The organism is Thermus scotoductus DSM 8553 (assembly GCF_000381045.1).
Lineage (GTDB): Bacteria > Deinococcota > Deinococci > Deinococcales > Thermaceae > Thermus > Thermus scotoductus.
Map to the genome: position 1 here is coordinate 1 of NZ_KB905767.1, position 12936 is coordinate 12936.

A 12936-nucleotide genomic window follows, 5' to 3' on the forward strand; every position below is an offset into this window, starting at 1 on the left:
AACCTAGGTGAAAGCCTGGGGTGCCCGCGAGGGAGCCCCAGCACAGGTGCTGCATGGCCGTCGTCAGCTCGTGTCGTGAGATGTTGGGTTAAGTCCCGCAACGAGCGCAACCCCTGCCCTTAGTTGCCAGCGGGTTGGGCCGGGCACTCTAAGGGGACTGCCTGCGAAAGCAGGAGGAAGGCGGGGACGACGTCTGGTCATCATGGCCCTTACGGCCTGGGCGACACACGTGCTACAATGCCCACTACAGAGCGAGGCGACCCAGTGATGGGGAGCGAATCGCAAAAAGGTGGGCGTAGTTCGGATTGGGGTCTGCAACCCGACCCCATGAAGCCGGAATCGCTAGTAATCGCGGATCAGCCATGCCGCGGTGAATACGTTCCCGGGCCTTGTACACACCGCCCGTCACGCCATGGGAGCGGGTTCTACCCGAAGTCGCCGGGAGCCTTAGGGCAGGCGCCGAGGGTAGGGCTCGTGACTGGGGCGAAGTCGTAACAAGGTAGCTGTACCGGAAGGTGCGGCTGGATCACCTCCTTTCTAAGGAGCATGAAGCCCGTTCCTGCGCTTTCAAGACCCCGCGGTCCAAGCCGGTGCAACCCCCTATGGGGGGTTTTCTTTTTTCCAGGTAAAAACCAACCCCCCGCCCTAGGGCGGGGGGTTTTCGTGGAGAGGCTAGAATCCCCTCACGTTCAGGAAGGGCTCGGGGTGCGGATTCCCCGAGGTGTTTTGCCAGGTGACGGTGCTTTCGGCGTTCTGCAGAAGAGCCTGCTTCACCTGGGCCGGGGTGTAGCTGGGGTAGCGGGAAAGCACCAAGGCGGCGGCCCCGGCCACATGGGGGCTGGCCATGGAGGTGCCGCTGATGGTGTTGTAGCTGGTGGTGGAGGAGTTCCAGGATGAGCTTTTTCATACTCCCTCCTTGTGGTACGCCGCCAACTCTATGCCCTGTGAGCCCGGGTTGCCAAGGCCTATAGTGGAAGCCATGGACTTCCTCCTGGCCCTCTCCCGACCGCCCTTGGTCCTGGGGGTGGATCCCCGGCCCGAGCTTCACGGGCCCGAGCCCCTTTCCCACCTGAGGCGCTACGCTTTGGAGGTGTTTGAAGCCTTGGCGCCCAAGCTGGCTGCGGTCAAGTTCCAGCTGGCCTTCTTTGAGGCCCTGGGCCCGGAGGGGTTCGGGCTTCTTTGTGAGCTGGCTAGCGCCGCACGGGTCATGGGTTTGCCCGTGATCTTTGACGGGAAGCGGGGGGATATCGGTTCCACCGCCGAGGCTTACGCCCGGGCCTACCTTCTGCGCTTTCCCGGAAGCGCCCTTACCGTGAACCCCTACCTGGGCCTGGATACCCTCACGCCCTTCTTCCAGGCGGCCCGGGAAAGCCAGGGGGCGGTTTTCGTCCTGGTCAAGACCTCAAACCCAGGATCAGGGTTTTTGCAGGATCTTCTGGTGGAGGGAAGGCCCCTTTACCTTCGCCTGGTGGAGGCCCTGGCCCGGGAGGGGGAGGGATACCGGGAAGGGGAGTGGAGCCGCGTGGGCATGGTGGTGGGGGCCACCTACCCGGAGGTGGTCTTAACGGTGCGGGAAAAGGCTCCCCATGCTCCCTTCCTCCTCCCCGGCGTAGGGGCCCAGGGGGGAAGGCCTTTGAAGGGCCCCGGCCTTTTGAACACCGCAAGCCGCGCCCTTTTCTATCCGGGGGGCAGGCCGGATCTGGAGGGAGCCTTACGGGCGGCGGAGGACTTCCATAGGGCTTTGGTAGAGTAGGGGGGATGGATGTCCTGGAGCTCTACCGCAGGACGGGAGCCCTTCTGGAAGGGCACTTCCTCCTGCGCTCGGGGTTGCACTCGCCCATCTTCCTGCAATCCGCTGCCCTCCTGCAGCATCCCCTCTATGCGGAGGCGGTGGGGGAGGCCTTAGGCAAGCTATTTGAAGACGAGAAGGTGGATTTCGTCATCGGTCCCGCCCTGGGCGGGGTGATCCTGTCCTTCGTGGTGGCCCGCGCCTTAGGGGCCAGGGCCCTTTTTGCCGAGAAGGACGGCCTGGGGGGCATGACGCTTCGCAAGGGCCTTACCGTGAACCCGGGCGACCGTTTCTTGGCGGTGGAGGATGTGGTGACCACCGGGGAGAGCGTGCGCAAGGCCATTCGGGCGGCGGAGGCCAGGGGAGGGGTTTTGGTGGGGGTGGGAGCCATCGTGGACCGAAGCAGGGGAGAGGCGGACTTCGGTGTTCCCTTCCGGGCCCTCCTGAAGCTGGAGGTGCCCCAGTACCTTCCCGAAGCCTGCCCCCTGTGCCGGGAGGGTGTGCCCTTGGAGGAGGTGTAGGGCCGTGCGCCTTCTTTTTGGTCTTTGGCTCCTGGCCTTAGGGTGTTTCCCCAACGGGAACGCATCCTGGGCCTGGGCTGCCCCGCAGGTGGAGGTGGCCAAAGGGGCTGCCGAGGCCTGGGCCAAGGGGGAGCTCTCCCCTAGGCTGGAGGAGGTTTTAAGGGCCCCTCCGGAGGAGGCTCCTAGGCTTTTAGAGCGCTACGCCTTCTTCCCAGCCCCTCCCAAAGGCCTTACCCTCAACCTGGATAGCCCCAAGGTGGAAGGGAACCGGGTCCTCTTCCCGGCGGCGGTGGGGGATAGGGTAGGGGAGGTGGTGGTGGTCTTGGAGGGCGGCGAGGCCAAGCGGGTCTACTTCCGCCCCGAAGGCCTTTCCCTCCCCGGGTACCTCCTCACCCCAGCGGCGGGATGGGGGTTTTTGCTCCTTTCGGTCTTTTGGATCTTCCTCCTCTTCCAACCGTCCCCCTTCCGCGCTTGGCTTCTGGAAGCCCTTGTCCTCCTCCGGGGTTATAGGGGGCTCTACCTCTTCACCAACCTCTTCCTTTACGGCCTTTTTGGCCTGGGGGCCCTTTTGGCCTATGGGATGCCGGAGATGGCCAAGGCGGTGCAGGCCCTTTTCGGAGGGGCCCTCGAGGCCATCGGCCTGGAGGAGGCCATGGGGAGGGGGATCCTGGTCCTGGCCGGGGTGATCTTCCACTGGAACTTCAGCCAGGGGCTTTTCCTTACCGGCTTGATTCCCGCCCTACTCCTGGGGATTCCGGCTTTTCTTCTCAATGCCCTTCGCTATCTGGTCTTCGGCTTCGCCCTTTCCCCGGCCCTTTTGGGGTCTCTCTTCCTGGTCCACCTGCCCACCTTGGTCTTGGAACTTCAGGCCTACATCCTGGTCACCTTCGGGGGACTTGTCCTCCTGGCCAAGACGGCGGGAGGGGAGGGGTATAGGAAGGGGCTTAGGGCCTTGCTCCTCACCTTCTACCTGGGGGCTCTTTTCCTGCTTTTGGCGGCCTGGTATGAGGCCTGGGAGGTGAGCGTGCTCCTATGAAGGTGGCTATCCTGGGGGCTGGGGCCTGGGGCACCGCCTTGGCGGTCCTTCTGGCCAGCAAGGGGATTCCCACGGCCCTTTGGGCCAGGAGGAAGGAGCAGGCGGAGGCCCTCAGGGCCAGCCGGGAGAACAAGGACTACCTGCCGGGGGTGGCCCTCCCCGCTTACCTGTACCCCACCGCCGACCCGGAGGAGGCCTTGGAGGGAGTGGAGCTGGCCGTGGTGGCCCTGCCCTCCAAGGCCTTGGAGGAAACCCTAAGGGCCTTGCCCCTGGCCCCTTGGTACCTTTCGGCCACCAAGGGGCTTTTCTTTCAAGAAGGAAGGCTTCGCACCCCCAGCGAGGTGGTGGAAGCCTTGACTGGCAGGTCCGTGGCCGCCCTTTCCGGTCCCAACCATGCCGAGGAGGTGGCCCGCTTTCTCCCCACCGCCAGCGTGGCGGCGGGTCCCTTGGAGCTGGCCAAAAGGGTACAGGAGCTTTTCTCCGGGCCCACCTTCCGGGTCTACACCAGCCAGGACCGGCGTGGGGTGGAGCTGGGCGGGGCCTTGAAGAACATCCTGGCCCTGGCGGCGGGGATGGTGGACGGGCTTCGCCTGGGGGATAACGCCAAGGCGGCCCTCCTCACCCGGGGCCTTAGGGAGATGGTGCGCTTCGGTACCGCCCAGGGGGGAGAGGAGGCCACCTTTTATGGGCTTTCCGGCCTCGGGGATCTCTTGGCCACCGCCTATAGCCTCCACTCCCGCAACCGGGGAGCGGGGGAGAGGCTGGTAAGGGGGGAGGCCTTGGAGCGCCTCGAGGACCGGGGGGTGGTGGAGGGTCTCTATGCGGTCAAGGCCCTCATGGCCTGGCGGGAGCGAACCGGGCCTGAGCTTCCCATCGCTGAGGCGGTGTACCAGGTGGTCTACAAGGGGCTGGATCCCTTAAAGGCCCTTTCTGCCCTCATGGCCCGCGAACCCAAGGGGGAGTAGCCCCTTAAGCCCCAGCAAACCCATACTATGAGGAAGCCTTCCGCCTTTAGAAGAGCTCGGCCAGAAAGCCCAGAAGGGCCGTGCGGAAGGCCTTGGGGTTTTCCAGGTTGGCCAGGTGCCCGGCCTCGGGGAGGATGAGCAGGCGGGCGTCGGGCAGGGTCCTGGCCATCCGCTTGGCCTCCTCCGGGGGGGTTAGGGTGTCCTCCTCTCCCACCAGGACCAGGGCCGGGCGGCGCATCTCGGGAAGAAGGGGGGTGGAGTCGGGGCGTTCCGCCAGGGCCAGGAGGCTTTGGGCCACCTCTTCGGGGCTGGCCTCCAGGATGAGGGCTTTGGCCCTTGCCACCACCTCAGGCTTCTCCTCCTGCGTGGTCTTGCCCAGGTGGCTTGGGAGGAGGGCTTCGGGGAGGAAGGCCACCCCTTCCGCCAGAACCCTTTCCCTTAGGGCATAGCGGTTCTTCTTGCCCTCCTCGGTGTCGGCCCCCGCGCGGGTATCCGCCAGCACCAGGCCCAGGAAGCGCTCGGGGGCCCTGCGCCAAAGTTCAAAGATGAGGTAGCCCCCCATGGAAAGCCCCACGAAGACGGCCTCCTCGAGGCCTGCCTCATCCATCTCCCCCAGCACCTTATCCGCTGCCTGGGAAAGGGATAGCCCTAAGTAATGGGGGGCCAGGACGGGAAGCCTTCCCCGAAAGTAGCCCATCTCCTCTTCCCACATCCGGGGGTTGTAGGGGAAAGCGTGCAGAAACACCACGCCGCGCATCTAGGCCTCCTTTACGGATTCCCCCTCGAGGCCCAAGGCCTTGAGCCGGGCGATGAGGCTTGGGTCTTCCACCACCACATAGTTGCGCCCATCCTGGCTCTCCGCCCTAAGGAGCCCAGCCTTGGCGGCCTCCTTCCAGGCCTCCATGAGGTCGGGGTACTGGACCAGCAAAGGGGTCACCTTGTGGGCGGGGTAACGCCTCACCGCAGGGCCTCCTCGAGGGCGTGCCAGGCCAGGGTGGCGCACTTCGCCCGGGCGGGGAGCTTGGCCACCCCCTGAAGGGCCAGGAGATCCCCAAGGGCCGGGTCGGGGGGGGCTCCTTCCACCACCATGGCCTGGAACTTCCTGGAAAGCTCCAGGGCCTCGGCCACCTTCTTCCCCTTCACCAGCTCGGTCATGAGGGAGGCGCTTGCGGTGCTGATGGCGCACCCTTGACCCTGGAAGCGGATGTCGGCGATGGTATCCCCTTCCAGCCGCACCATCACCTCCACCTGGTCCCCACAGGAAGGGTTCATGCCCCCGGCGGTCTTGGTGGCCTGGGGCAGGACCCCGAAGTTTTTAGGGTTCTGGTAGTGCTTGAGGATGATCTCCCGGTAAAGCTCGTCAAGGACGCTCATGGATGCCCCCATTATAGCCAGGCCCGGTACCGGGTGTGGATGCGAAGGAGGGCTTCCACGAAGCGGTCCACCTCCTCGAAGGTGTTGTAGAGGTAGAAGCTCGCCCGGGCCGTGGCCGCAAGGCCCAGCTTCCGGTGCAGGGGTTGGGCGCAGTGGTGCCCTGCCCTTACCGCAATGCCCTCCTGGTCCAGGAAGGTGGCCAGGTCATGGGGGTGGAGGCGGCCTAAGGTGAAGGGGATGACCCCGCCCCGGTCCTCCCCCTTGGGGCCGTACACCTTGAGGTCCGGCACCTCGGCCAGGCGCTTTAGGGCGTATTCCAAAAGGGCCCGGTCATGGGCGAAGACCCGTTCCATGCCGATCTCCATCAGGTAGCTGGCGGCTTCTCCCAAGGCGATGGCCTCGGCGATGGGGGGGGTGCCGGCCTCAAAGCGCTGGGGCGGGGGGGCGTAGGTGGAGCGGTCCACGTGGACCTCGCGGATCATCTCCCCTCCTCCCAGGAAGGGTCCCATGCCTTCCAGGACCTCATACCGCCCCCAAAGCACCCCGGCCCCCGTGGGCCCCAGCATCTTGTGGCCGGAAAGGGCGAAGAAGTCTGCCCCCAAGGCCTTTACGTTCACGGGCAGGTGGGGGGCGCTTTGCGCCCCGTCCACCACCACCAGGGCCCCCACCTCCTTGGCCCTCCTGGCGATCTCCGCCACGGGGTTGATGGTGCCCAGGACGTTGGACATGTGCACCAGGGAGACCACCTTGGTCCTCTCGGTGAGGAGGCGGTCCAGGGCGGAGAGGTCCAGCCTGCCCTCCTCCGTGAGGGGGATGGCCTTCACCTTCGCCCCCTTGAGGCCCGCCACCAGGTGCCAGGGGACGAGGCCCGCATGGTGCTCCATCTCGGTGACCAGGACCTCGTCCCCTTCCTTAAGGTTTCTCAAGCCCCAGGCGTAGGCCACCAGGTTCAGGGCCTCGGTGGTGTTGCGCACAAAGACGATCTCCTGGGGGTTTGCGTTCAGGAAGCGGGCAAGCCTTTTGCGGGCCTCCTCGTAGGCCTCGGTGGCCTCGGCGGAAAGCCGGTAGGCCCCCCGGTGGACGTTGGCGTTCAGGGTCTCGTAGAAGCGCTTCAGGGACTCAATGACGCGCCTTGGCTTTTGGCTCGTGGCGGCGGAGTCCAGATAGACGAGGTCGGGCCGCCCGGCGATCAGGGGGAAGTCCACCCTTAGGGTGCTTAGGTCCATGCCCTCAGTCTAGTCCAGGCGCACCCGCCTGAGGAGCATGGCGTTTAGGGCCACGATCACCGTGGAGAGGCTCATGAAAAGCGCCCCCACCGCCGGGGAGAGGACGATGCCCCAAGGGTAGGCCACCCCGGCGGCCAAGGGCAGGGCGATGGCGTTGTAGCCCGTGGCCCAGAAGAGGTTCTGCACCATCTTGGCGTAGGTGGCCCGGGCGAGGAGGAGGGCGCGGACCACGTCCAGGGGGTCGCTTTCCACCAGAACGAGGTCCGCCGACTCGATGGCCACGTTGGTCCCCGCCCCGATGGCGATGCCCAGGTCGGCCTCGAGGAGAGCGGGGGCGTCGTTAATGCCGTCGCCGACGAAGGCGGTGGGGCCTTGGGTCTTGAGCTCGCGTACGATCCGGGCTTTGTCCTGGGGTAGGACCCGGGCGTGGTACCGCTGAATTCCCAGCTCCTGGGCCACGGTTTTGGCCACGGCCTCGGCGTCCCCCGTGATCATCACGGGGGTGAGGCCCATGGCCTTCAGCCGTTGGACGGCTTCCTTGGCGGAGGGACGGATGCGGTCGGCCAAAGCGAAGTAGGCCAAAACCCGCTCCTCGTCCATGAGGGCAACGACGCTTTCCCCCCGGCCTTCGGCCTCCCGGAGGCCTCGCTTTAGGGCCTCGGACACCCTTAGCCCAAGCTCCTCCGCCCACTCGGGCCGGCCCACCCGGTAGCGTTTACCCTCGAGGGTGCCCTCCACGCCTTTGCCGGGGACTGCTTGGAAGTCCCGGACCTCAGGGCGGGGAAGCCCCCTGCCTTCCGCCGCTTCCACGATGGCCTGGGCCAAGGGGTGTTCCGAGAAAGCCTCGAGGGCCGCAGCTAGGGAAAGCACCTCTTCCTCGGAAAACTCCTCAGCGTATATTGCCCGAACGGCGAAGCGCCCCTCGGTGAGGGTCCCGGTCTTGTCGAAGGCCACGAAGCGGATCTCCCGGGCGCGTTCAAAGGCTTCCCGGTTCCGGACCAGGATGCCGTGCCGGGCAGCCAGGGCCGTGGCGTTCACCATGACCAGGGGGATGGCGAGGCCTAGGGCGTGGGGGCAGGCGATGACCACCACGGTTACTGCCAGGGAGAGGGCGAAGTTGAAGTCCTGTCCCAGGGCGAGCCAGACGAGGAAGGTGAGGGTGCCGAGGGTAAGGGCGATGTAGAAGAGCCACCCCGCAACCCGGTCTGCCAGGGCCTGGAAGCGGCTCCGGGAGGCTTGGGCTTCCTGTACCAGTCGCAGGATCTGGCTTAGGGTGGTGGCCTCCCCGGTGCGGGTGACCCGGACCTTGAGGGCGCCCTCCCCGTTCACCGCCCCGGCTATCACCTCGTCTCCCGGTTCTTTGGGCACGGGCCGGGACTCCCCGGTGAGGAAGGCCTCGTTCATCGTGGAAGCGCCCTCCACCACCACCCCGTCCGCCGGCACCTGCTCCCCGGGGCGGATAAGGATCAGGTCCCCCTCTTTGAGGGCGGAGACGGGTACGTCTTCTATGCGGTCGCCCACGATCCGGTGGGCGGTGGTGGGCATGAGCTTGGAGAGTTCCTCCAGGGCCCGGCTTGCTGCCTGCACCGAGGCCATCTCCAGCCAGTGCCCGAGGAGCATCACGTCAATGAGCGTGGCCAGCTCCCAGTAAAAGGGCATTCCCGGAAGGCCCAAGGAGACGGCCAGGCTGTAGCCGTAGGCCGCGGTGATCCCCAGGGCGATGAGGGTCATCATCCCGGGGGTGCGCGCCCGAAGCTCGCGAAGCGCCCCCTTTAGGAAGACCAGGCCGCCGTAGAAGTAGAGGATCGTCCCCAAGACGGGGTTCACCCAGGCGCTTCCCGGGAACTGGGCTGCCCGGTAGCCGAACCAATCTTGGAGCTGTTCGGAGAAGTAGAGGATGGGGAGGGTGAGGAGGAGGCTTACGAAAAAGCGGTCCCGAAACATCTCCGGGGTGTGCCCGGCGTGCTTGTCGTGGCCCGTGTGGGAAGCGTGTTCCCCGGAGGGGTGGGCGTGCTTGGGTTCGGAAGGAGAGGGGTGGTGATGGTGCTCGTGCGCGTGGTGGGTGCGATTGTCCTTCATCTGGGCACCTCCTTCTTAAGGAGATTTTACACCCCTCCCCCTGAGGGGAGGGGTGGAGGAAAAAGCGAGAATGGGTCTTTAGAGCCGGGAAAGGGCGCGGGAGAGCCTGGTCCGGGCCTCCTCGGCCACGGGGGCCAGGGCCCTTTGGGTGGCCTCGGGGAGAACCCGGAACATGGCCTCGGGGTCTTGTCTTGGATGAGGCCCGCATGCCGGTTCTGGACCTGGGAGGGAGGGGCGTGGGGAGGATGGCGGTGGGGATGCACTAGCCCACCTCCAGCACCCCCATCATGCCCCGGTCCTCGTGCTCCACTATGTGGCAGTGGAAGACGGTTTTCCCGGGCAGGTTCCTAAGGGGAACCAGGAGGCGCACCACCTCCTTAGCCTTTAGGTTCACCACGTCCTTAAGGGCGCGGTAAGGGAAGGCCTTGCCGTTCACGGAGAGGACCTGGAAGGGATGGGTGTGGAGGTGGAAGGGATGGTCCATGTTCCCTTGGTTTTCCAACTCCCAGACCTCGAGGTCGCCCACCCGCCCGCGGAAGTCCACCCGACGGTGGTCAAAGGTCTTGCCGTTGATGAAGAAGCGCCCGGCCATCATGTCCTCCGTGAAGGTGATGCGCCGGGTCACCCTGGCCTGGTTGGGGCTGAGGGCGGGCAGTTTGGCCAGGGCCTTGGGCAGGGGGAGGGGTTTGGGGCGGGGCGGGGCCACCAGGGTGAGGAGGGTTTGGGGCCTTTGGCTTGTTCCCATGGCCATTCCTCCGTGGCCCATGTGCTCCATCCCGCCCATCATGTGGACCCCTCGGTCGTAGGGAAGGGCGAGGAGGCGGAAAGCCCCTTCCTTCTGGAAGCGCACCAGGACCTCTGCCCGTTCCCCGGGGGCCAGGAGGAGTTCGGGGACCTCATAGGGTTCCTCCAGGAAGCCCCCGTCGCTGGCGATGAGGTAAAGGGGATGCCCTTCCAACTGGAGCCGGTAGTAGCGGGCGTTGCTGGCGTTCAGGAGGCGGAGGCGCAAGGTGGCCTTGCCGGCCCGCAAGGTGGGGCGGGAAGCCCCGTTGACCAGAAGAAGGTTGCCCTCCTTGCCGTTGATCCAGTCCATGGGGGTGTGGGCGGCGGGACGGCCCGATGCGAGCTCCAGGTCCTTGAGGACCAAAAGGTGCTCCTCGGCTTCCCGGAGTTCGGGAATCCCGTCCACGGGGCTTTCCACCACAATGGCCCCCGCTAGTCCGGCGAAGAGCTGGGGGGCCACCCGCCCGTGCAGGTGGGGGTGGTACCAGAAGGTGCCCGCCAGGTCCTGGGGCACGGTGAACTCGTAGCGCCAGGTTTCCTTGGAGGGTATCTCCAGGAGGGCATCGTCCACCTTAGGGGAGATGGGAAGCCCGTGCCAGTGCAGGTTCGTGGACTCGGGAAGGAGGTTTTCCAGCTCGAGGCGCACGGCATCCCCCGGGCGCACCCTGAGGGTAGGCCCTGGGAAGCTGCCCCCATAGGTCCAAAGCCGCGCCTCCCGCCCGGCTACGGTAACGGGGGTGGGGGCGGCCTTCAGCCGCACCTCCAGGAGCCCTTCCCGGCTTTTGAGAACCGGGGGGGCGAGGAAGGAGGCCTGGCCCCGGGCCAGGGGAGATAGAAGAAGGCCTGCCGTGAGCTTAAGAAGGGTTCGGCGGTCGGTATTCATACCCTTAGAGGATAGGGGGGGTTTGTAAAAGAAGTATAAAGGTCCCTCCAGAACCCCCTAGAGTTTGGCCAAGGCTTTCTCCAGCCGGTTTCTCGCCTCCTCGGCTACGGGTTTGAGCGCCTCCTGGGTTTCTGTAGGAAGGACCCGGAACATCTCCCTGGGATCCTGCAAGAGGACCTCCACGCCCTCTGGCCCCTCCTTGAGCACCGCATTGCAGGGGAGGAGGAGGCCGATATCGGGCTCGGCCTCGAGGGCCTTGGCCGCCAGGCTGGGGTTGCAGGCCCCCAGGATCAGGTAGGGGGGCCTTTCCAGGCCCAGGCGGGCCTTGAGGGTGGCGGCCACGTCGATCTCCGTGAGGATGCCGAAACCTTCTTCCCTTAGCGCGGTTTCCAACCGGGCCCGGGCCTCGGCCAGGCTGGCCCTAAGGGTCTTCCTTAATTCCGTCATGATACCCTCCTAACCTAAAGTGTAACGGAGCCTGAGGCAAAGGGTCTTTTGTGAAGGTTGTGTTGAGCTCCCTGGGGGTATAGGAAAACCCGGGACCCCGCCTGGGTCTTTGGCCCCAGGCGGAGCCCCTGGGAGTTACTTACCCAGGAAGAAGCCGTGCCAGGTGTGGACCCAGACCTCCCCCGTGTAGGCATTCACGGAAAGCATGCCCTCCACCTCCTTGCGCCCGAAGTCAAAGGTGTAGTACCCGGGGAAAGCCCCGGCTTCCATCACCTGGGCACCCGGGAGGTAGCCTTTTAGGAAGGTCTCGGCCAGCTTTTTGGCCTCCTCCAAGGGGAAGCGGACGGGACTCCTAAGACCATACCGTAGCGTTTCATGCTTCACCTCTCTTTTCCAGTTCCTTCCGCAACCTTCTGTAGGTTTCCGCGTCCAGCTCGCCCCTGGCGTACCGGAGGCGCAGGGCCTCCAGGGCCTCATCCTTTTTGGGCCCGCCGCCTCCCCCCCAGGCCCGAAGCCCCAGGTACAGGAGAAGTCCCAAGAGGGCCAGCACCAGGAGCATGTTGAGAAGCCCGAAGAACCACCCGAAACCCATGCCGCCCCAACCCATCATTCCCACGATCCACCTCCATCTGTACCCTAGGCCGGTATTGTTAAGCTGGCGTAAAGGAGCTGGCTTTACCTGGGCTTAACATTGGGCCCCTAGTCTTTACGTAGATGCCGAGAGGATACGTGGGGCTTGGTTTCGCTTTCCTGGTCCTGATTGGGTTGGCCTTGGGAAGTGGGTTACTGAAAGAGGTATCCTGGGAGCTTTACCGGGTAGCCAACTCCTTATACGCCCTCTTGGCCCCGTGGGTGGACGGGCTGAGGCGGGAGGTGGGGGTGCCATGGCTTTCCGCTTTTCTCCTGGGAGTCCTGGCGGCCTTCGCTCCCTGCCAGATCACCACGGGGGCCAGTGCCCTGGCCTACCTGGCTCCTTCCGCCCTCGAGGGGAGGGTCTGGCCCCGGTTTCTGGCCTTTCTCCTGGGGAAGGCCTTCACCTACCTGGCGCTGGCCGGGGTCGTTCTCTTTTTCCTGGGCGGGGTTTTGGACAACCCCGGGGCGGTCTTCCGCCCGGTGCGCTTGGCCCTTGGCCCCTTCATGGTCCTGGTGGGCTTGGGCCTTTTGGGGGTGGTGCGCTGGCCCCTGGCCTGGGGGGTGCCGGAGGGCGTGGGGGCCCGGGTGGGAACGTGGGGTGGGCTTCTTGGGCCCCTAGCCCTCGGGGGGGTTTACGGCCTGGCCTTCTGCCCCACCCTCTTCTGGCTTTTTTTCGGTCTTTTGCTTCCCCTGGCCCTGGCCTCGCCCCTGGGTTTCCTGCTCCCCGGTGTGTTTGCCCTGGGGACGGGCCTCCCCTTGGGTTTGCTGCTACTGCTCTTCGCCCGCCTGGGCCGGGGCCAAGCCCTCAAGGGAATGCGCCACGTGGGAAGCCATCTTCTAAGGGGTGCAGGGGCAGTCTTCGTGGCCCTGGGGATTTTGGACACGGTGCTTTACTGGAACCTCTAAGTACCCTCCCCCAAGATTTTCAACTCCACACCCCCCAGGGCCTTGAGGGCCTGAACCACCGCCTCCCTAAGCTCCTCAACCCCCCCGTAGTGCCGCCGAGGCATCAAAAACCCCTTCACCCGCCGCCACACACCCTCCATGGGGTTCAAATGGGGACTGTACCGGGGCAGGTATCCCACCGTAAGCCCCCGCTCCCTCCACGCCCCCTTCCTCCCCTCCATCCCCCGCGACCGGTGAAAGGACGCATTGTCCATGAACACCCTCAAAGGCCTGGTCAAACCTCCCGCCACCCCG

Annotated in this window: 15 protein-coding genes, 1 rRNA gene and 1 pseudogene; 6 read left to right on the forward strand and 11 right to left on the reverse strand. The window is 65.5% G+C overall.

Translation table 11 applies throughout. The features are described from left to right. Nucleotides 1-537 (forward strand): 16S ribosomal RNA (locus F604_RS0110080); the annotation flags it as partial. Between the two features lie 135 nt (nt 538-672). On the opposite strand, the gene F604_RS12660 is transcribed toward F604_RS0110080, so the two are convergent. Further along, on the reverse strand, nt 673-846 hold the full coding sequence (locus tag F604_RS12660; protein WP_019551545.1) for a S8 family serine peptidase: 174 nt from the start codon (nt 844-846) through the stop codon (nt 673-675). 133 nt (nt 847-979) lie between these two features. Between F604_RS12660 and pyrF the strand changes: the two genes are divergently transcribed. From pyrF to F604_RS0110105, 4 genes are read left to right on the forward strand one after another with little or no spacing between them, the layout of a single operon-like run. Next, on the forward strand, nt 980-1753 hold the full coding sequence (gene pyrF, locus F604_RS0110090; RefSeq protein WP_026329120.1) for an orotidine-5'-phosphate decarboxylase: 774 nt from the start codon (nt 980-982) through the stop codon (nt 1751-1753). A gap of 5 nt (nt 1754-1758) precedes the next feature. After that, a complete protein-coding gene (pyrE, locus tag F604_RS0110095) occupies nt 1759-2310 on the forward strand; it encodes an orotate phosphoribosyltransferase (RefSeq protein ID WP_019551547.1) in 552 nt (183 codons plus the stop codon). A gap of 4 nt (nt 2311-2314) precedes the next feature. Beyond that, nucleotides 2315-3346, forward strand: a complete 1032-nt coding sequence (locus tag F604_RS0110100) for a hypothetical protein (RefSeq protein ID WP_019551548.1) — start codon at nt 2315-2317, stop codon at nt 3344-3346. Further along, nucleotides 3343-4311, forward strand: coding sequence for an NAD(P)H-dependent glycerol-3-phosphate dehydrogenase (locus tag F604_RS0110105; protein ID WP_019551549.1), 969 nt, complete (start codon nt 3343-3345; stop codon nt 4309-4311). The genes F604_RS0110100 and F604_RS0110105 overlap by 4 nt, the downstream gene beginning before the upstream one ends. 46 nt (nt 4312-4357) lie before the next feature. On the opposite strand, the gene F604_RS0110110 is transcribed toward F604_RS0110105, so the two are convergent. From F604_RS0110110 to F604_RS0110155, 9 genes and pseudogenes are all read right to left on the reverse strand, one after another. Continuing rightward, entirely contained in the window at nt 4358-5068 is a 711-nt protein-coding gene (locus F604_RS0110110) for an alpha/beta fold hydrolase (RefSeq protein WP_019551550.1), read from the reverse strand. Continuing rightward, nucleotides 5069-5272, reverse strand: a complete 204-nt coding sequence (locus tag F604_RS0110115) for a hypothetical protein (RefSeq protein ID WP_019551551.1) — start codon at nt 5270-5272, stop codon at nt 5069-5071. Then, nucleotides 5269-5685 (reverse strand): Fe-S cluster assembly sulfur transfer protein SufU, encoded by a 417-nt coding sequence (gene sufU / locus F604_RS0110120; RefSeq protein WP_019551552.1) that lies wholly within the window; start codon nt 5683-5685, stop codon nt 5269-5271. Before sufU ends, F604_RS0110115 begins: the two co-directional genes overlap by 4 nt. Nucleotides 5686-5696: 11 nt before the next feature. Further along, the gene (locus tag F604_RS0110125; protein ID WP_019551553.1) at nt 5697-6911 is read right to left on the reverse strand and encodes an aminotransferase class V-fold PLP-dependent enzyme; all 1215 of its coding nucleotides are present in this window, start codon (nt 6909-6911) and stop codon (nt 5697-5699) included. Between the two features lie 9 nt (nt 6912-6920). Continuing rightward, on the reverse strand, nt 6921-8990 hold the full coding sequence (locus F604_RS0110130; protein WP_019551554.1) for a heavy metal translocating P-type ATPase: 2070 nt from the start codon (nt 8988-8990) through the stop codon (nt 6921-6923). 262 nt (nt 8991-9252) lie between these two features. Further along, on the reverse strand, nt 9253-10656 hold the full coding sequence (locus F604_RS0110140) for a multicopper oxidase family protein (RefSeq protein WP_019551555.1): 1404 nt from the start codon (nt 10654-10656) through the stop codon (nt 9253-9255). A 57-nt stretch (nt 10657-10713) separates the two neighbouring features. After that, on the reverse strand, nt 10714-11103 hold the full coding sequence (locus F604_RS0110145; RefSeq protein WP_019551556.1) for a DUF302 domain-containing protein: 390 nt from the start codon (nt 11101-11103) through the stop codon (nt 10714-10716). A gap of 135 nt (nt 11104-11238) precedes the next feature. Continuing rightward, nucleotides 11239-11454 (reverse strand): annotated as a pseudogene (locus F604_RS12150) (peptidase M4); the annotation flags it as partial. A gap of 22 nt (nt 11455-11476) precedes the next feature. Continuing rightward, nucleotides 11477-11713, reverse strand: a complete 237-nt coding sequence (locus F604_RS0110155; protein ID WP_026329122.1) for an SHOCT domain-containing protein — start codon at nt 11711-11713, stop codon at nt 11477-11479. 104 nt (nt 11714-11817) lie between these two features. Here F604_RS0110155 and F604_RS0110160 point away from each other — a divergent pair, with 104 nt between their 5' ends. Then, nucleotides 11818-12642, forward strand: coding sequence for an urease accessory protein UreH domain-containing protein (locus tag F604_RS0110160; RefSeq protein WP_026329123.1), 825 nt, complete (start codon nt 11818-11820; stop codon nt 12640-12642). On the opposite strand, the gene F604_RS12155 is transcribed toward F604_RS0110160, so the two are convergent. After that, nucleotides 12639-12936: transposase (locus tag F604_RS12155; protein ID WP_019551560.1), on the reverse strand; the 298-nt coding region annotated here is incomplete at its 5' end. The two genes, F604_RS0110160 and F604_RS12155, sit on opposite strands and share 4 nt — an antisense overlap.